At 58.7% G+C, this 19,016-nt stretch carries 16 protein-coding genes and 3 pseudogenes; 10 read left to right on the top strand and 9 right to left on the bottom strand.

Annotation, left to right across the window (positions count from 1 at the left end):
• Positions 1-84: 84 nt before the first annotated feature.
• Positions 85-4,026: a trifunctional transcriptional regulator/proline dehydrogenase/L-glutamate gamma-semialdehyde dehydrogenase gene (gene putA, locus D8779_RS15265; RefSeq protein WP_136665347.1), complete on the bottom strand. Its 3,942-nt coding sequence runs from the start codon at positions 4,024-4,026 to the stop codon at positions 85-87.
• A gap of 490 nt (positions 4,027-4,516) precedes the next feature.
• On the opposite strand from putA, the gene D8779_RS15270 reads away from it, so the two are divergent.
• From D8779_RS15270 to D8779_RS15295, 6 genes are all read left to right on the top strand, one after another.
• Positions 4,517-4,819 (top strand): hypothetical protein, encoded by a 303-nt coding sequence (locus D8779_RS15270; RefSeq protein WP_136665348.1) that lies wholly within the window; start codon positions 4,517-4,519, stop codon positions 4,817-4,819.
• 276 nt (positions 4,820-5,095) lie between these two features.
• On the top strand, positions 5,096-5,890 hold the full coding sequence (locus D8779_RS15275) for an outer membrane protein OmpK (protein ID WP_136665349.1): 795 nt from the start codon (positions 5,096-5,098) through the stop codon (positions 5,888-5,890).
• 149 nt (positions 5,891-6,039) lie between these two features.
• On the top strand, positions 6,040-6,534 hold the full coding sequence (locus D8779_RS15280) for an LEA/WHy family protein (protein WP_136665350.1): 495 nt from the start codon (positions 6,040-6,042) through the stop codon (positions 6,532-6,534).
• A 64-nt stretch (positions 6,535-6,598) separates the two neighbouring features.
• A complete protein-coding gene (locus D8779_RS15285; protein WP_136665351.1) occupies positions 6,599-6,937 on the top strand; it encodes a zinc ribbon domain-containing protein YjdM in 339 nt (112 codons plus the stop codon).
• Positions 6,938-7,098: 161 nt separating this feature from the next.
• Positions 7,099-7,818, top strand: coding sequence for a substrate-binding periplasmic protein (locus tag D8779_RS15290; protein WP_136665352.1), 720 nt, complete (start codon positions 7,099-7,101; stop codon positions 7,816-7,818).
• 25 nt (positions 7,819-7,843) lie between these two features.
• The gene (locus tag D8779_RS15295; protein WP_136665353.1) at positions 7,844-8,035 is read left to right on the top strand and encodes a hypothetical protein; all 192 of its coding nucleotides are present in this window, start codon (positions 7,844-7,846) and stop codon (positions 8,033-8,035) included.
• 12 nt (positions 8,036-8,047) lie between these two features.
• Here the strand turns inward: D8779_RS15295 and D8779_RS15300 are convergent, their stop codons facing one another.
• Entirely contained in the window at positions 8,048-8,761 is a 714-nt protein-coding gene (locus D8779_RS15300; RefSeq protein ID WP_136665603.1) for a hypothetical protein, read from the bottom strand.
• 317 nt (positions 8,762-9,078) lie between these two features.
• On the opposite strand from D8779_RS15300, the gene D8779_RS15305 reads away from it, so the two are divergent.
• From D8779_RS15305 to D8779_RS15315, 3 genes and pseudogenes are all read left to right on the top strand, one after another.
• Positions 9,079-9,804: an endonuclease gene (locus D8779_RS15305; RefSeq protein WP_136665354.1), complete on the top strand. Its 726-nt coding sequence runs from the start codon at positions 9,079-9,081 to the stop codon at positions 9,802-9,804.
• Between the two features lie 65 nt (positions 9,805-9,869).
• On the top strand, positions 9,870-10,451 hold the full coding sequence (locus D8779_RS15310) for a DUF1415 domain-containing protein (protein WP_136665355.1): 582 nt from the start codon (positions 9,870-9,872) through the stop codon (positions 10,449-10,451).
• A gap of 321 nt (positions 10,452-10,772) precedes the next feature.
• Positions 10,773-11,975: pseudogene (locus tag D8779_RS15315) on the top strand (type IV pilus assembly protein FimV); the annotation flags it as partial.
• 68 nt (positions 11,976-12,043) lie between these two features.
• Here the strand turns inward: D8779_RS15315 and D8779_RS15320 are convergent.
• Positions 12,044-12,502: a GNAT family N-acetyltransferase gene (locus D8779_RS15320; protein WP_136665357.1), complete on the bottom strand. Its 459-nt coding sequence runs from the start codon at positions 12,500-12,502 to the stop codon at positions 12,044-12,046.
• Between the two features lie 152 nt (positions 12,503-12,654).
• A pseudogene (locus D8779_RS15325) lies at positions 12,655-13,758 on the bottom strand (hypothetical protein); the annotation flags it as partial.
• A 387-nt stretch (positions 13,759-14,145) separates the two neighbouring features.
• Here D8779_RS15325 and D8779_RS15330 point away from each other — a divergent pair.
• Positions 14,146-14,496, top strand: coding sequence for a hypothetical protein (locus D8779_RS15330; protein WP_205895829.1), 351 nt, complete (start codon positions 14,146-14,148; stop codon positions 14,494-14,496).
• Between the two features lie 105 nt (positions 14,497-14,601).
• Here the strand turns inward: D8779_RS15330 and D8779_RS15335 are convergent, their stop codons facing one another.
• The 5 genes and pseudogenes from D8779_RS15335 to D8779_RS20565 form a co-directional block, all read right to left on the bottom strand.
• A complete protein-coding gene (locus D8779_RS15335; protein WP_136665358.1) occupies positions 14,602-15,261 on the bottom strand; it encodes a M35 family metallo-endopeptidase in 660 nt (219 codons plus the stop codon).
• Between the two features lie 104 nt (positions 15,262-15,365).
• Positions 15,366-16,079: a DUF4349 domain-containing protein gene (locus tag D8779_RS15340; RefSeq protein WP_136665359.1), complete on the bottom strand. Its 714-nt coding sequence runs from the start codon at positions 16,077-16,079 to the stop codon at positions 15,366-15,368.
• 194 nt (positions 16,080-16,273) lie between these two features.
• The gene (locus D8779_RS21150) at positions 16,274-17,119 is read right to left on the bottom strand and encodes a methyl-accepting chemotaxis protein (RefSeq protein ID WP_420875611.1); all 846 of its coding nucleotides are present in this window, start codon (positions 17,117-17,119) and stop codon (positions 16,274-16,276) included.
• 63 nt (positions 17,120-17,182) lie between these two features.
• Positions 17,183-18,241, bottom strand: a pseudogene (locus D8779_RS21155) (cache domain-containing protein); the annotation flags it as partial.
• 206 nt (positions 18,242-18,447) lie between these two features.
• On the bottom strand, positions 18,448-18,759 hold the full coding sequence (locus tag D8779_RS20565) for a hypothetical protein (RefSeq protein ID WP_167492582.1): 312 nt from the start codon (positions 18,757-18,759) through the stop codon (positions 18,448-18,450).
• Positions 18,760-19,016: the final 257 nt, after the last annotated feature.

Consider the following 19,016-nt stretch of genomic DNA (forward strand, 5'->3'; position numbering starts at 1 on the left):
TGCCTGGAGGTGGCGGTAAGCCGGTGTTGCCATCCACCCCGACGGGTTTAAAGCCAGTCGGGGCAGCATGCTCGGTAAAGCTCTTTAACCGATGGTCATCAGGCTGGCGTTACCGCCGGCCGCTGCGGTGTTGATGCTCAGGGCGTGTTCGATCAACAGACGCTCCAGGGGGATATCCGTCTCGCCTTTGTGCAGACCGTGCACACCGATAATTGCGCCAGGGCGTTGAGCAGCCAACTGGCAGACTTCGCGCAGCTGATCGGAATCACCGTGGTGCAAGATGGCGTCGAAACTGCTGTCACTTTCGCTCCACTGGCTGAGCAGCGTGATGCGCTGCTGCACCGCCTTGGGCAGTGCAGCAAACAGCTCGCGGGTCAGCTCGCCTTCCTGCCACAGCACGTGGCAACCCACGGCCAGGGCCGCTGCCAGCTGCACCAGCAAATCGCTACGGTCATCAGCCAGGCACAGCACATGCTCACGTGGCAGCAGGCTGTAGCTGTTGCGCTCACCGGTTGGGCCGGTAAGCATCTGCACGGTGCCGCTCTGCGCCAACTCAACATATTGCGCACTCAGCGCGGACAGACTCGGCTCATGCTTGGCTGCCCACTCCTGCAGGGCCTGAATCACCTTGGCCTGCTCGGCTGGACGGGCAATCTCGCCACTTTCCTGCTGCAGCTGCTTGGCCACGGCGTCCTGCGGACGGGTCGCCAGCAAACGGTACATATACAGCGGGCCGCCGGCTTTCGGGCCAGTACCGGAGAGGCCTTCGCCACCAAACGGCTGCACGCCGACTACTGCGCCGACCATGTTGCGGTTGACGTAGAGGTTGCCAACTTTGGCGCTGTTAACCACCTGGGCGATGGTTTCATCGATGCGCGTGTGCACGCCCAACGTCAGGCCGTAACCACTGTCGTTGATCTGTTGCAGCAGCTTGCCCAGATCAGCGCGGGCATAGCGCACCACGTGCAGCACCGGGCCAAAGATCTCACGCTGCATCTCGTCGAAGCTGTCCAGTTCGATCAGCGTTGGCGTGACGAAGGTGCCACGGCTGAGGTCATCGCCATTGCTACGCGCTGCCTGGAAAATCTTGCGACCCTTGTCGCGCATTTTCGCGATGTGCTGATCGATGTTGTCCTTGGCTTCGGCGTCGATCACCGGGCCGATGTCCGTGCTCAAACGCTCCGGGTTACCCAGGCTGTATTCGGCCATGGCGCCCTTGAGCATGTTGATCACCCGATCCGCCACGTCTGCCTGCACGCACAGTACGCGCAGCGCCGAGCAACGCTGACCGGCGCTGTCGAAGGCCGAGGCGACCACATCAACCACCACCTGCTCGGTCAATGCCGACGAGTCAACGATCATGCTGTTGAGACCGCCGGTTTCGGCGATCAGCGGCAGCGTGCGGCCATGTGCATCCAGGCGACCGGCCAGGTTGCGCTGAATGATCCCGGCCACTTCGGTGGAGCCGGTAAACATCACCCCACGCACGCGTTCGTTGCCGATCAAGCCGGCACCGACGGTTTCGCCGCGGCCCGGCAGCAGCTGCACGGCACCGGCCGGCACACCGGCCTCCAGCAGGATGCGCACCGCTTGTGCGGCGATCAGCGGGGTTTGTTCGGCCGGTTTGGCCAGCACGGTATTACCGGCTGCCAACGCGGCTGCTACTTGCCCGCTAAAGATGGCCAGCGGGAAGTTCCACGGGCTGATACACACCACCGGACCCAGCGGACGATGGCTGTCATTACTGAAATGATTGCGCGCCTGTGCGGCGTAGTAGCGCAGGAAGTCCACTGCCTCACGTACTTCGGCAATGGCATTGGCAAAGGTTTTACCCGACTCGCGCACCAACAAGCCCATCAGCTGCTGGGTTTCCGCCTCCATCTGATCCGCTGCGCGGTCCAGAACAGCGGCGCGCTCAGCCGGCAGGGTGGATTGCCAGATTTGCCCGCTGGACACCGCACAGAGCACGGCATTTTTTACATCCTGCTCACTGGCTTCATACACGTGGCCGACGATGTCGCGGTGGTCGGCCGGGTTGCGTACCGGCTGCGCCTCGCTCAGCTCTGGGGTGTCACACCCAAGTAGCGGCATGGCCTTGTAAGCGTTGTTAGTGCTGCTCAGCAGCGCCGAAGACAGCGAGCCTAAGCGGTGTTCGTTGGCCAGGTCGATGCCTTCGGAGTTCTTCCGGGTCTCGCCATACAAAGCGCACGGCAGGGCGATACGCGGGTGCGGTAAACCAAGGCTACCTTCCTGCGCGGCCATCTGCTCGATCTGCACAACCGGGTCGAGCACCAGCTCTTTGATCGAAATACTGTGGTCGGCAATCCGGTTAACGAATGAGGTATTGGCACCGTTTTCCAGCAGGCGGCGCACCAGGTAGGCCAACAACGTTTCATGGCTGCCCACCGGGGCATAAATACGGCACGGACGGTTGAGCTTGCCGTCAGCAATTTTGCCCACCACTTGCTCATACAGCGGCTCACCCATGCCATGCAGGCACTGGAACTCGTACTGACCGGGGTAGTAATTCTGCCCGGCCAATTGATAGATCGCCGACAACGAGTGGGCGTTGTGAGTGGCGAACTGCGGGTAGATCGCTTCCGGCACGCCCAGCAGCTTGCGCGCGCAGGCAATGTAGGAAATATCGGTGTACGGCTTACGGGTGAACACCGGATAGCCTTCCAGACCATTGACCTGGGCCAGTTTGATCTCGCTGTCCCAGTACGCGCCTTTAACCAGGCGGATCATCAGACGGTGACGGCTGCGCTTGGCCAGGTCGATCACGTAGTCGATCACATAGGGGCAACGCTTCTGGTAAGCCTGGATAACAAAGCCAATACCGTTCCAGCCGGTCAGCGCCGGGTCGAAGCACAGACGCTCGAGCAGATCGAGGGAGATTTCCAGACGGTCGGCTTCTTCGGCGTCGATATTCAGGCCGATGTCGTAGTGCTTGGCCAGCTTGGTCAGATTAAGGAGGATCGGGTACAGCTCCTCCATCACGCGCTCGTACTGGGCGCGGCTGTAGCGTGGATGCAGGGCCGACAGCTTGATCGAGATGCCCGGGCCTTCGTAAATACCACGGCCGTGAGAGGCCTTGCCGATGGCGTGAATGGCCTGCTCGTAAGAGGCCAGGTAATGCTTGGCGTCTTCAGCTGTCAGCGCGGCTTCGCCGAGCATGTCATAGGAATAACGGAAGCCTTTGCTTTCCATAGTGGCGGCATTAGCCAAGGCTTCGGCGATGGTTTCGCCAGTGACAAACTGCTCGCCCATCAGGCGCATGGACATGTCCACGCCCTTGCGGATCAGTGGCTCGCCGCCTTTGCCAATAATGCGGTTAAGCGAGGTGACCAGACCGGCTTCGTTGTGCGTAGACACCAGCTTGCCGGTGATCAACAGGCCCCAGGATGCGGCGTTGACGAACATCGACGGACTGTTGCCCAGGTGCTGACTCCAGTTGCCGTTACTGATCTTGTCGCGGATCAACGCGTCACGGGTGGCCTTGTCCGGAATACGCAGCAGTGCTTCGGCCAGGCACATCAGCGCCACACCTTCCTGCGACGACAGCGAGAACTCCTGCAGCAAACCCTGCACCAGGCCCTGACGGCCGCCGGCGTTTTTCTGGCTGCGCAGCTTCTCGGCAATGCGCATGGCCAGCGTGTTGCTGGCCTCGGCCATGTCCTTGGGCAGGCGCGCCTGCTCCAGCAACATCGGCACCGCTTCGGTTTCCGGACGGCGATAAGCCCCGGTAATGGCCGCACGCAGTACCGATTGCGGAAGGATGCTTTCAGCAAAATCGAGGAACACCTGCAAACCCTGCTCGCTGAGCGACTCAACCGATTCTTCACCGGCAACCGCCGCCAAACCGGAATGCTCGGCCGGGGTCAAACCACCCTCGACCTGCTCCAGGTAATTGAAGATGGCCTGTTTGATCAGCCAATGCGGCGTGCGGTCAATTGACTGCGCTGCCTGCTTGAGGCGATCACGGGTTGCATCATCGAGCTTTACGCCAAGGGTGGTGGTGGCCATTGGTTTGTCCTATAGGGGCTGGAGCACGGCAAAAACTGGCGAGAGATTAAACCCGCGACCACATAAGGTGCAACTAGGTGCAACCAAACATAATCCCTAAGCAACACATTCCTCGACAGCGCACAGCCCAGCTATTTTCTGGCAAGAGCCCAAGCCTGGTGCGGCTCATATGGAAATTTTGCGGCACACAAGAAAAACGCTCGTTTAAAAATAGTCTCGATCTTCCGACAATAGGTACAACCCATATCACGCTACCAAGTTGCACCCAGACGCGGTAAACGCCTTACCCAAGCAAAGCACAACAACCCGCTTTACGCGCAACCGCCGACGGAGTAAGCCCATCGGCCAGCGCAACCAGATACAGGCAGCGCACACTCACATCGCAATACCGCCGCACAGGCCAGGTGGCACAATCGGACCGATAGAGGGAATAGCCGCTCAAGCCCGTATCAGGCTAAGCTCTGGGCAGGGTTCACAAGGAGATCTGGCTATGACTGCCAAGGAAGCGCAATTAACCGAGCTACTCAACCTGTCCACGCGCAGCCTTACCCACCTGACTGCCGCCATCACCGCCATGTCGTTCGAGCTGCTCAATGCACAAGACAGCAGCGTGCATGCAACTGCACACAAGATGATCGAACGCATGCTGGCAATCAGCTCCGAACTGGATCAACAGTGGGCGCTGCTCGGCGAACTGGCTGGCACACCAGCCGAGTTTGGCAATAGCTTGGAGCTGGTTGAGCTGCAAAGCCTGGAGTCGTTAGCGGAAATCAGTAATCCGGACCCGCGCTAATAAGCAGCTGCACCCCACCCAGAACCCCGCAAGTACAGACTAGGGCACTGCGTAAGCGCACCAACCTGGAGCAAAAACTGCCCGCCAGGTCAGTAACTAGCGCGCTTACCGTCACCCCAGCAAAACTTTAAACACACCTCGACCCAGCTAAAACGCGCTTCGCATGGTGCTCACGGCACTATTCGATTACCTGGCCCTATTCTTGCTCAAGCCCCGACAGCCTGACCACTTAGACAGGTTTAAACGATAATTCAGCACTTTGGGGAGCACCACTCGATGAACCTTACTCTTTCCACTTTGGTCATGGCTGGCGGGCTACTGGCGGGCGGCCAGGCCATGGCGGGTGACCTGCTGCACTGGCAGAACAACAGCCTGTCCTATCTGTATGGCCAGGATTACAAGATCGACCCGGAAATCCAGCAGACCATCACCTTCGAGCACGCCAGTGGCTGGAATATTGGTGACCTGTTCTTCTTCGTCGACACCATCAAGTACAACACCGACGCCACCAATGGCGCAGGCGACGGCCACACCTTCTACGGCGAGTTCTCGCCGCGCCTGTCGCTCGGCAAGCTGTTCAACACCAAGCTTGAATTCGGCCCAATTAAAGACGTGCTGCTGGCTACCACCTACGAGTTTGGCGAAGACGATGTCGAGTCCTACCTGATCGGCCCTGGCTTTGATCTGGCGATTCCGGGCTTCGATTACTTCTCGCTGAACTTCTACAACCGAACCACGGATGGCAAACGCGACGGCGATAATGTCTGGCAGATCACCCCGGTGTGGAGCTACACCATCCCGGTGGGTAAATCCGACATCGTGATCGACGGCTTTATGGATTGGGTGGTGGATAACGACAAGAGCTACCACGCCAACCTGCACTTCAACCCACAGATCAAATACGACCTGGGCAAAGCCATGAGCTGGGGCGAGAAGCAGCTGTATGTCGGTATCGAATACGATTACTGGAAGGACAAATACGGCATTCAGGACAGCGGCTTCGTCAGCGACAACTTCGTTGGTGCGACTGATCAGAACACCGCCAGCCTGCTGGTAAAAGCGCACTTCTGATACGCCACTGCAAACCCGCCAGCGCCTGTGATTGCAGGCTGGCGGGCATTCCCGCTGTCACCTTCCCCAGGCTTATTTTCCCAGCTGCGGCGTAATCGCCCCAGTATCGGGGTCTTCTACTCTGTGACTCTTCAGCAGTGGAACCCAGCATGCCCAAGCGCCTTCACCGCACACTCACACACCTTCTGCTTATCAGCCTACTCGCCACGCTGGCCGCCTGCAGCAGCCTGACACCGCGCGACCCGTTGCAGATTCAGTTAGTCGGTATCGAACCCCTGCCCAGCGAAGACCTGGAAATGCGTTTCGCAGTCAAATTGCGCGTACAAAACCCCAATAACAGCCCCATCGACTTCGACGGCATCGCCATGGAGCTGAAGGTCAATCAACAACCGCTGCTCAGTGGTGTGAGTGATCAACACGGGCAGATTCCGCGTTATGGCGAAACCATATTGCAGGTTCCAGTCAGCCTCTCCGCCTACGCCATGTTGCGCCAAGCCTGGGGGGCCGCCGGCTATCAGAACGGCAAGGGTTTGCCCTATGAGCTGCGTGGTAAATTGGCCGCCGGCCTGTTTGGCACCTGGCGCTTCAATGACCGCGGCACCCTGAACTGGCCACAACCACTAGCGCCAGGTACAGCCCAGTAAAACCCCGGCAGACAAAACCCTATACACTATGCGGCCTTTCTAATTGACCCGCCAAGGACCTGCCGTGAGCACTCTGCCGCCCTGCCCTAACTGCAACTCCGAATACACCTACGAAGACGGCGCCCAGCTGATCTGCCCGGAGTGCGCCCACGAGTGGTCAGCCACTGCTGAAGCAGAGGCGGATGACAGCAAAGTGATCAAGGATTCAGTGGGCAACGTGCTGCAGGACGGCGACACCGTTAGCGTGATCAAGGACCTGAAAGTCAAAGGCTCATCCTTGGTGGTTAAAGTCGGCACTAAGGTCAAGGGTATCCGCCTGTGCGATGGCGACCATGACATCGACTGCAAGATCGACGGCATTGGCGCGATGAAGCTCAAATCCGAGTTCGTGCGCAAAGTCTGAGTCGTTTATACGCACTCAAAGCCCTGGCCTAGAACCGGGGTTTTTTTATAAAAAGCCACGCAAGGTTGGCAAAATGTCGAGTGGCCGTGCAGGCCCGCACAGCATTGGCTAGCATCAACAACGAGTACTTAACTCGCGTGAATACCCACCGGGAGAACGCCATGCGTATTGCTGCGCTGTGTTTGCTGCTGATGCCCTGGGTAGTGCAGGCCGAAGAATGGAAAGTGGTCGGAGACGAACAGTTCGCCCCCTACAGCTTTGTAACCATCGAAGATGACCTCCCGCGAGGGCTGGACGTCGAGTTGGTGGAAGCGGTGATGCAGGAAGCCAAACTCCCCTACAGCCTGCGTCTTTATCCGTGGGAACGAGTCAAGCGCATGCTTGATCGCGGCGATGTGGCAATGGCCTTTCAGTTCGCCGGCACGCCGGAACGCATGCAGCAGTACGAGCTGGTCGGGCCGATCCGCACCGGCTCCACGGTATTTATGACCTCGCGCAAAACCAACCTCACCGATTGGGCCGAGCTCGACGACCTGTCGCCCTACATCATTGGCCAGGTACGCGGTTACGCCTACCAGTCGGACTTCGACAAGGCTGACCTACGGCGCGACAGCAGCGCACAGAACCCACGCCAGCTGGTATCCATGCTGTTGGCCGGGCGCATTGACGTGATAGTCGGGGATCGGGTGCAACTGATGTACTTTGTGCGTGAACAACGCGCTGAACAGAGCGTGCGCATCCTGGCCAAGCCCCTGGTGGAAATGCCACGTTATGTCGCCTTTACCAAAGGTGATCGCACGCGTGCCGACCCGTTCGCAGCAGCCCTTGAGCGTTTACGACAGGCTGGCACCCTGGACGCCATCTACCAACGCTGGCACTGATCTGCCCACCTCACCCGGAGTCACCATGCGCAGTCTCACCGCCCCCCTGCTTGCCACTACCTTGCTGCTCAGCGCCTGCGGCCTAGGCGAAACGGCAGCCACTGCCAGCCTGCAAGCCGAACAGGCGGCGCAGCTGCAACAACAGGCAGAGCAACTTAAGCAACAAATAGAAGCGGCTAACGTGCAGAGCCAGAAGCGTCTGGACGACGGCTATTGAAAGCGGCGGTACTTACTGAACGGGCAGGAAGTTCATAAATAGCAGCCCTTGGGCATAACTCACACCCATGCGCCGGTAACGCTCATCCAACACATCGGTGAGCAAATCCAAGCGCGCGACGATCTTGCCAAACTCCACGGCATAACTGAGGTTACGCCCCTCGGCCGAAATCTCGTTAGACAACAGCCAAGGCTTGCCACCGGCGTCCGTGCGCTGGGCGAGCATCCAACTGGCTTTCTCGACGTTACGCGCGGCGTTGTGAATAAACTGCGGGTCAAGCGTATCGCTCAGGTAGTACTCGGTACGGCCGCCATGCGCGGTGATCAACATACTCGCTAGCGAATAGATAAACGCTCCAACACGGTCGCCCTGGTACTCCGCGCTCAAGGCATAGCCGAGGGCTGCGACATCGGTGCGTCCCCCCAGTTGCGGCAGTGGTTGGTCTAGCTCAATGGCGCGGTGCACGCCACGTTTCACAGCCTCTACATCAGTTAACCCGGTTTTACGCCACTCACGTGGGTTGCGCAGGTACAGCTTGTCCATCAGACGGTAGAGGCTGTTGAGGTTGTTACGCATGCCGAGTGTGGCCATGCGGTCAGCGTGGCTCTGGAAGAACTCGGTGGGCTTAATCGCGCTTTGGTTACTGATAATGGTTTGATGATCTTGCCGCGTTGAGCAGCCACTCACGGCCAATAACAACGTGACCAGCACAGGCAACTGCCACATCGACACGGCGCTGCCGCCCAGCCAGCTGGGACGGTTACTCAGCCATTGCATAAGCTGCTCAGTACTCATCAGAGAAGGTCGTTCGCTGTGGTGTGATGGGGTAACGCTAGCAACAAAATCCAGATTGGCCAGTTTTCCTCCTCCAATACATGACTTTCAGCACAATCAAGCACCTAGCTGCATAAGCTCAGGTGGACTGCCAACAGACCGCAGCACACGCAAAAGATTGCCAACCGCTGATCAGCGCATCGTCAAAATGCCCGTCGCAGAGCGCTTTAATCGGTATGATCCGCAGCTTTTTGGCTGTCGAGCGCCCCATGCCGCGTCTGTTTGTCCTGCTTTGCCTGCTGGTTACCCTGCCAGCCTTCGCCGATGCACCAAAAACCTTTAGCGCCGCCAAGAAAATCGCCTGGCGGTTGTATGCCGAACGGCCCAACACCTTCTATTGCCAATGCGCCTACAGCGGTAACCGGGTCGACCTCGGCAGCTGCGGCTATAGCCCGCGCAAACAGCTGCGCCGCGCTCAGCGTCTGGAATGGGAACATGTGGTGCCAGCCTGGGTAATTGGCCATCAGCGTCAGTGCTGGCAGAACGGCGGCCGCAAAAACTGCGCACGCAACGACGCCAGTTTCAAAGCTGCCGAAGCCGACTTGCACAACCTGGTACCCAGCATTGGCGAAGTAAATGGCGACCGCTCCAACTACGCCCTCGGCATGCTCAGCGAAAAACCCTCGCAGTACGGAAGCTGTCCGATGGTGGTCAACTTCAAGGCGAAAACCGCCATGCCACCGGCTCACGCTCGCGGTGCATCGGCGCGCATCTATCTGTATATGGCCGAGCGCTACCAGCTGCGCTTATCCAAACTGGACCGACGTACCTATGAAGCCTGGAGCCGGCAATACCCGGTGAGCGAATGGGAGCGCTGGCGCAATCAGCAGGTCGGCTGCGTGATGGGCCACGGTAATCCTTACGTCGGCGCTCTCGACCCCGGTAACTGCACCCCACAACGCCGCGCCGGCAACCCGTCCCGTAACAGCGGTTAAGCCTGAAAGCCTTCACACCTCTATTGGCGCTAAACTTCACGCCACGCCAGCCCGAGTATTGTTCTATGCCCAGCACCACCTTTCCGAGCGCCGCCCACGCCATTGCCGAAACCCGCGCCTGGGTTGATCGCGCGGTGATCGGCCTGAACCTCTGCCCGTTCGCCAAGGCCGTGCAGGTCAAAGGGCAAGTGCGCTATGCGGTGTGCGCCAGTGCCGAGCCGAAAGAGCTACTCAGCGCCTTGATCGATGAGCTGCACGCGCTGGCCAACTGCGCGCCGAATGAAACCGACACCACGTTGCTGATCCACCCCGCTGCACTTACCGACTTTCTCGACTTCAATGATTTTCTCGGCCTAGTGGACGACACCCTCGATGACCTCGGTTATGCCGGCACCCTGCAAGTAGCCAGCTTCCATCCGCAGTTCCAGTTTGCCGACACCGGCGTCAACGATGTCAGCAACGCCACCAACCGCTCGCCTTACCCAACCCTGCACATTCTCCGCGAAGCCAGCATCGACCGCGCCGTGGCCGCCTTCCCAGACCCGGAGGCGATTTTCGAAGCCAATATTCAGACCCTGGAAAACCTCGGTACCGAAGGCTGGGCTGACCTGCAGGCGCAATGCCGCCGAGACGCACAGAACGGCTAACGCCCCAACAGGATGCTGTCAGGAACACCTGACGGCACCGCAGCCACGCTACTCCAGCCCCAGCCGAACCAAGTCCCGCACCCGCAGGCGAATGTTGCACGCGCGACGGAGGCCGCATTTACGGCAATTCAGGGCGAAACTCTTGAGCGTTTTGCTAGCTGATCAACACAATTAATCGGCGCAACGCCATAAGATCCCAGCGCTTTTGACGCGGCCAATGCTGGCCGAATTGAGTGTTGAGCAGGCCCCCTGCGAATAAAACAGCATCCGATTCAAGGCCCTCTCACGGGTCGATAAACAGATAACACAAGGGATAACGCTATGGCTCGGGTTCGTAAACTGGTGCTGGCAATTGCAGCGGCTTCGGCGCTGTCATCCGGCATGGCGCACGCGCTAGGGCTGGGTGAAGTGACGCTGCAGTCGGCGCTCAATCAGCCATTGGTGGCTGAGATTGAGCTGCTGGAAGGCCGCGACCTGGACGCCAATGAAGTGATCCCGACCCTGGCATCCCCAGAAGCATTCAATAAAGCCGGGATTGATCGTCAGTTCTTCCTGACCGACCTGAAATTCACCCCGGTGCTCAAAGCCAATGGTAAAAGCGTTATCCGGGTGACCTCGAATAAACCGATGCGCGAGCCTTACCTGAACTTCTTGGTGCAGGTGCTCTGGCCAAATGGCCGTTTGCAGCGTGAATACACCCTGCTGCTGGACCCGCCGCTCTATACCGCGCAAAGCGTTATCCCTGCTGCAGTGCAACGGCCGGTAACCGCCGCCTCTTCGGCGCCACGTGCACAGCCGCCGGCAGCGCGTCCAGCGGCGCCTACAACTCAGCCAGCATCAGCCGGCACTGCTGCCGCCACACCACTGGCAGGCAATGAGTACAAGACCACCGCCAACGATAACCTCTGGGACATTGCTAACCGTGCGCGTTCTGGCGGCAGCGTGCATCAGGCCATGCTGGCGATCCAGGAGCTCAATCCGCAGGCCTTTATCGATAACAACATCAACCGCATGAAAAGCGGGCAAGTATTGCGCCTACCTGATGCACAACAGATCAACAGCCGCACGCAAAGCGCCGCCATCGCTCAGGTTAACGAGCAGACCGCAGCATGGCGTGAGGGCCGTAGTGTGGCCGCCAGCGCCCGTCAGCTGGATGCCAGCAAGCGCAGCAGCGCAGCAACAGTGCCGGCCAAAATTGAACGCAGCGACAACCTGAAACTGGTTTCGGACGGCAGCGACAAGGCGGGCGCCGGCAGTGATAAAGGCAAGGCAAACAACAAAGCCCTGCTTGATCAGCTGGCAGTCACCCAGGAAAGCCTCGATTCGACCAATCGTGAAAACGCTGAAATGAAAAGCCGTATTGCCGATCTGCAGAGTCAACTCGACAAACTGCAGCGTTTGGTCCAATTGAAAAACGATCAGATGGCCAAGTTACAAGCCTATCTAGCCGCGCAAAACCAGGTTCCAGCGGTAACACCTGATGCGCCAGAGGCTCCAGCTGGCAATGAAACACCCTCCACTCCTTAGCGCGAGCGAACGTACCGGACAAACTGGGACACCATGATGGCAACGCAGGTGGGTTCAACCGCCTGCTAAAGCTGGCGACACATCAGATGCTGAGGGTTACCCCAGGCCTGGAAGCGCTCCAGCAACGCCCAACCACGCCGGGCGTAATAATCCGCGCGGTCGTAGGTGTGCAGATAGAGCCTCGCGTGGCCGCGCTCGCGGGCGGTGGCACAGATGCGCTCAACCAACCGCTCGGCCAGGCCCTGGCCGCGGGCCTCCGGGCGCACATAAACACATGCCAGCCAAGGCCCCAGTTCGGCTCGCAGCGGTAAGTCATCCTTCGCCAAACCGGCGCAGCCCAATAGCTGACCATGGTCAAGGGCAACCAACATCTCCCAGTCACCATTGTGCTGACCAGCAACGAACTCAGCCTGCCAGTCGAGCAGGCTTTGCTCGCTGAACTCATAGGGAAATTGCTGGTAAAGCCACTCAGCCAATTGCTCAGTGTGTTCGGGGTGATGGCGGAGCCAGTCGAGGGTGAGCATAAGAAGTCCGTGGCCGCTAGCAGTTGCTGGGTGGCCGTAAGCTTACCGGGCAATCTCGCAAACACCGACAAGATGAGCGCAGCAAACCTGTTGTTTCGCAGCCTGCGGCCAAAGCTCACAGCAGTGAGCTTTGGCCGAGGTACTTAGCTACTCGCCGGTGTGCATTTGGCCTGCGCGGCTTCAGGAGTCAGGCTGCGCACCGAGGTGTAGAACAGCTCGCAGGTTTGCAGCTTTTCAGTGACCTGCCATTTCTCGCTGCAGGCGCTCAAAACCGGGCTCGCATCCTGATTGGGTTGCTCGCCCATACGGGCCTGCCAGCAAGCGGCACTGAGATCCTGCCCCATGACCTTGAGGCCGGCAGCATCGGCCTTCTGCTGATCGCCGTTATAGTTTTCCGGGTCAGCGGCGTACCAGATGTAGCTGGGGTGGTTGGCGCCAAGTACGGCCACTTGCTGCCCAGCAACCGGGCTGATTTGCGCCAGCCCGAGCACATCGACAGAGACCCCGTACTGCTGATTAACCCAGCTGCGCACCGGGCTACCAAAGGCCACCATGGGCAGCGTTTGGCCGCCTTCACCAGCGGTCAGCTGCATCACCATCTGCGTCTGGTAGGCGTTGAAATAGCTGTAAACACCTTCAAGCGCGCTACCGGCGTCGGCAGGCGCGGCAATCGGTGCAATATCGATAATGGTCTGGAAGGCCGGCGTCTGCGCCGCACTGATGCCGTTCTGGGTAAGCAGCTCAGCCCAGCGATTCGTGGTGCTCGACTCTAGATAGTCCTGCGCCTGGGTTAGCGAGTAATCCGGTGGAAAGTGCAACAACTCAACGCTCTTGCGGTTATCCAGCGCCATGCCCAGCGGTAGGAACAACGACCAGTTGTATTGCCACTTGCCATCCTTATTGAGCAGTTTGGCGCCCGCATAGGCCAGCTCTCCAGTCTTCAGCAGCTGTTCGAGCGGCTTGCCGTAGCCCTCGGGCACCTCGGTGAATTTGGCGTACAGGTCGTGCTGCTCGCGGTGCACGGTGACCTTGGCGGTGTCGTAACCATCGCGTTGCAAGCTCTGGCTCAGGTAGTGCTCGGCGGTCTGCTCCAGCGTCCAATCGCGATAGCAGATCACATTGCAGTTGTTGGGATAAGCAAATAACCGGGTAACACGTTCCGTGCTGCCCAGCTTGACCGTGACATCAGCGGCTTGCACGTGACAGGCCAACAGCCCAGCGGCGGTGGCAAGCAGAAATCCTTTGCGGCTCAACATAAGCGACTCCTTGAATGAGGGGGCTTCTCCGCGTCCGGCTCCAGGCCTCGCAGGCAGTTGCAAAGCCAGCTGCGCTTTTCAACGGTCTGCTAGGTCTGACGTACAGAAGCAAAGGCGGTGGATTGAATTGTTGTTTGCTCCACCAGCCTGCTGATACTGCCAAATATTTCCTCCGGCAGCACAATTGAGCGGCCTTTTACTTAAGCGCTACCCTCCCCAGCCGGGCATAAACAGGCAGTAGCGCTTTGGCCGATTTGCCCTGCGCTTGCTCAACCCACATCGTCGCCCTGTTTTACACAGGCTTTACATTCCACCCTGCAATGCTGCGCAACACTCGGTGTCGAAACTACAAGCCGGAAAAAACCGGTTTGCAGAGGAGTTTCCATCATGCTTTCGCGTATCCCCCTTATCACCGGCCTGGTGGCCAGCCTGGCGCTGTTTGCCCAGGCTCCAGCGCAAGCCTCCAATCGTGACGCAACGATTGCCGGAGCCGTGGTGGGCGCGGTGATTGGTGGCGTTATCGTCAGCCAAAGCCGCCCCGTGCAGGTCTACGCCCCACCACCGCGTGAGTACTACCCGCCGCCACCGGCCTATTACCCGCCACAACGGGTGTACTACGAGCGTCAGCCGGTCTATTACCAACCAGCACCGATGTATTACGTGCAGGAACGGCCGCGCCACAAACGCTGGCATGGCCACAAACACCGCTACCACGACGACCATGGCTATCGCAGGTAAAAAAAGCCCCGCAATTGCGGGGCTTTTTTTATCAGCATCACTTGCAAGAAACATAACGCTGGTGCCCTGCGCCGCGGCAGCATCCGCAGCGCAGGACGGTGGCAATCAATCGTAAAGCTGCTCGACAAAGAACTCGTAATTGTCCGCGTTATCGACAGCACGAGCCGGGGTATTGGTAGCAAGGTTTGCCGCGTTAGCTGGGCCATAACCACCAGGAATATCCTCGGTATTACCAATCGAGTGGGTCATCTCATGCAGTACGCTACCGGCCTGGGTATCGAACCCGACGTTGGCAGGCAGCGCAAAGAAGGCATTGCAGAACCACACATCAAAATCACCTCGCACGCGCGCATTAGTGGCTGCGACATAACCAGGGTTATTGCAAGGCACAGCCGGATTGGCCCGGCAATAGGCGGTCAGCGTGCTGTTTGAGCTGAGCTTGAAACGCACACCATCCAGCACACTGCGCACTCGCTGATAGCGGCCCTGCTCAAAGGTGCCGAACCAGGTGAGATAAGGGCTCGGCGGGTTATTGCGCAGTGCCTGCTCATTGTTGTTTACCAGGTTGTAGGCATCATTCGACCAGGTCGTGGCGCGCGCCACCGCATTGGCAACCGCAAGACGATCAGGCGCGTTAGCGCATGAGCCGTCGTAAACGACATTTACCGCCATAGCCGGCTGCGCCAGCGCCAACAGCAGCGCCAGCCCGCCCAGCCGGCGTGCAAGAGGCAACGAATTGAAGGATGAAACGGGAGTGATATCCATGATCAGCTTCCTTGTGCAGGTTAAGGGCAGCCATCGCATGTGAGGATGGCAACCCTTTGTAAAACCCTGTGCACAACACAATCAGCAGGAAGCCTTTCCGCAGGTTATTCGCGGATGATGAACAGCTTGGTGACAAACCACTCGGCGCCCTTGTACAGATAACCCAGCGGGCCATAGATAGTGGCGGGCTTGGCCGGCACCTGCTGACGCAGCTCAACGGTCAGGGTGGACATCTGGATCTGATCTTTGAGGATGCGCATGCGCGCGTCCATCGAGTCGATTTCCGACTGCACGCGGTTAAGCTCACTCTCGATCTGCAGGATGTCTTTCACGTCTCGGGCCTTGCCGAGTAGCTCTTTAAGGCGATCACGCAGCGCACGGTTATTGTTCAGACGTGTCTCCACATCGACGTACTGCTCGGTAACATCCTCACCCTTAACATGGCGCCGCAGCACAGTGCCGCTCTGCTCGACGCTGCCCATGGCCACCTCGAAAGCATCCTTGGGTACACGAAAAACCAGGCTCTGGTTGCTGTAGCCATAATCACTGGCTTCCTCGACATAACCGCCCAACGCCAACATGCGTTCGCTGAGCTGTACCTTGGCCTGATCAACATCGACCACCTCCAAGGTAAAGCTGGCCGTCCACACCAATAGTCGCCCAGCCGCCTTGCCTTGCAACTGTGTACCCGGCACTGCAGCCTCCGCGGAAGCAGCCGCCCCGCCCGGATAATCGCCACCACGCGAAGCGCATCCCAACACACTGCCCAGCAGCACGCAGAGCACCCAGAACTTCCATTGATTCAGGTATCGCTTCATCCGTAAGGCCCTCTCTGACCCGCACAGTAAATAAGCCGGCGATCATACGGGGCGCGATAGAACAACGTCATGTGCGACAGGTGCGCTCTGTTAACTCGCCCAGCTATTAGCCAGTGGGTTTGCGCACGGCCACGGATATAGCAGGCAGAAAAAACCCCGCATTTGCGGGGCTTTATCTGGGGGTTAACCCGCGCTTACTCGGTGCGGAACCGTATCACCAACTGTTTCAGCTCGCTGCTCAAGCCACTTTGCTCTTGGGCATAGCTCTCGACTTCCGATGCTTGGACCGATATCTGCGTCACCGCGTCGTTGATGGCGACGATGTTCTGGTTAATTTCCTCAGTCACCAAATGCTGTTCTTCAGTAGCCGTGGCAATTTGCATGGTCATGTCGCGGATCATATGCACCTTGCTTTCAATCGTTTCAAAGGCAGCCATCACCTCGGCGGACAGGTCGATGGCCTTACCCGACTCGACCAGGCTTTGGTCCATGCTCACCGTCACTTCCTTGATGCGATTAACCAGCAAGTTGAGGATGTTGTTGATCTGCTCGGTGGAGTCCTGGGTGCGTTTGGCCAGGTTGCGTACTTCATCGGCCACCACCGCAAAGCCGCGCCCTTGCTCGCCCGCGCGGGCGGCTTCGATGGCCGCGTTGAGCGCCAGCAGGTTGGTTTGTTCGGCGATTTGCTGAATGGTCGAGAGGATGTTGTTGATATTGACCGTTTCCTTCTCCAGCTCCTGAATCACCTTGCTGGAGTTCTGGATGCTGCTGCCCAGCTTGTTAACCCCGGACGTACTGCGGGCAATCACCTCTTTACCATTGCGCGTGGCCACCAACCCCTGTTCCGACACATCGGCGGTCTGCACGCAGGTTTTAGCCACTTCATTGGCGGCCGAAGACATCTCGGTTACCGCCGTGACAATCTGCTCAACCGCGCTCAACTGGCGCTGCAGCGTGGCGGACATCGCCGTGGTGCGCTTGTTGGTTTCACTGGAAACGCCATCCATGCTGATGGCGTTTTCCTTGATCACCCGAATCATGCCCTGGATCGACTCGATAAACTGATTGAACCACTTGGCCAGCTCGCCGGTTTCATCGCTGCTGAGCAGGTCCAGGCGGCGGGTCAGGTCACCCTCACCCTGAGCGATGGTGCGCAGACCGTCTTTCACCAGATTGATCGGGTTGACTATACGGTTAGCGATAATCACCCCAGCCGCGGCGAATACCAGCACCAACACGATGCACACCACCAGGGTGATCCAGGTCAGCTCACGGGCGCTGGCGTAAATCTCATCGGCCTGCTTGAAGCCGACAAACTTCCAGCCCAGTTCCGGCGAGGTGTAGACGTTGGCCATGTAGGCAACGCCGTCGATTTCCACCTCGACCAGGCCATTCTCGGTCTTGCCGATGGTCGCAAAGTGCTCACCGGGCAGCTCGCTGATTTTTTTGAAGTTGTTTTCCGGCTGCAGGCCATCCACAAGCAAGGTGCCACTGCCCTCCGCCAGCATCAGAAAACCGGTTTCACCGAAGCGCACCTTCTGCGCCATATCCGTCAGCGCCTTGAGCGACACGTCCACCGCGACCACCCCGGCAAACTGCCCGGCGTTGTCCTTGAAGCCCTTGAGCACCGAGACATACACCGCGTCATCCGGCTCCCAGTAATAACCGTCGCGCCGCGCCAGGGTGAAGTTGGCGTCTTTACCAATGGGGTACCACTCGCGCTTACGCGGGTCCCAGTCACCGTAATCCCCGGTGCCCGGCCACTCCACATAGCCGCCCTCGGTATCACTCATATACACGTAGCCAAAGGTGGGGTTGCTCTTACCGATGCTGGAGTAGTAATCGAAAATCTGCTTCTCGCGCCCACCGTTGGCAGTAGCGACCTGACCAGGCTTGCGCGCCTCACCGAAGTAAGTGGTCAGCGGGCCACTCTCGGTATCTTTGACTGCGGGATATTCCGCCAGAGCCGAAACGGTGTAGCCCACCGAATCAAAGAAGGTGGCGAAGCTGTTGTTCACCAGCTTCATATCCAGGCTGCTGGATACCAGGAAGTTCTCTTTGGCCTGCTCCGTGACATTGCGAATCGTCAGCAGCGCCACCACCAAGACCGGAATCAGGGTTGCAACCAGAAAGCTCACCAACAGTTTGGACTTGATTCTCATGGGACATCGCCTTCTCGCTGACCAGTAATACGCTCTATCGGCGTTTGTAGAGAATAGTTAAGGCTGGTGACTGCGCCAGCGCTGGCCTCACCACGACGCAGCGGTAGCGCGAAAGCGACTATCGCGGTAAATCCTCCGATGATTGACCGCAGGCAGTCCGCCACAGGTGTATTGGCTCTGCTTACTGGTTTCGCCCTTACGGCGAGTTACTTTCTCTTTTCTTGTGCAAAGAGAAAGTAACCAAAGAGAAAGCACACCCTGCATACGGGTCTGGCTTCGCCAGACTTCCCTCGCTCCGGCACTGTTCCGAGGGTCGTCACGGTGGGCCATCCCTGGCCCATCGTTCCTCGTTTGGCATCCATGCCAAACGCCCCTCTCCACAGCACCTGCGCTCGGCCTCCTGACGGGATTCGGGGACCGCGTTGACTGGGCGATTTGTGGACGGCAAAGGTAAAAAGCAAAAAGCAAAAAGCAAAAAGCAAAAAGCAAAAAGCAAAAAGCAAAAACGTCGCGACCATGGGTCGCTCCTACGGTTCGTAGCCTTTAGAGCGGGTGAACCCACCATGCTTTTCCCTCACGATCTCACAGACGCCGCCAAACGCCCCATCAGGAGGCCGAGTGGAATCGTTGCGCAAGGGGTTGAGCGGCATGGATGCCGCGAGAGCCGCGATGGGCCAGGGATGGCCCTTCGCGGCGGGCCCCTGGAGCAATGATGGAACGAGGGAAGTCGAGCGCAGCGAGACCCGGATGCAAGGGGCAAGACCTTTTGCTTACT

This window comes from Pseudomonas leptonychotis (genome assembly GCF_004920405.1).
Lineage (GTDB): Bacteria > Pseudomonadota > Gammaproteobacteria > Pseudomonadales > Pseudomonadaceae > Aquipseudomonas > Aquipseudomonas leptonychotis.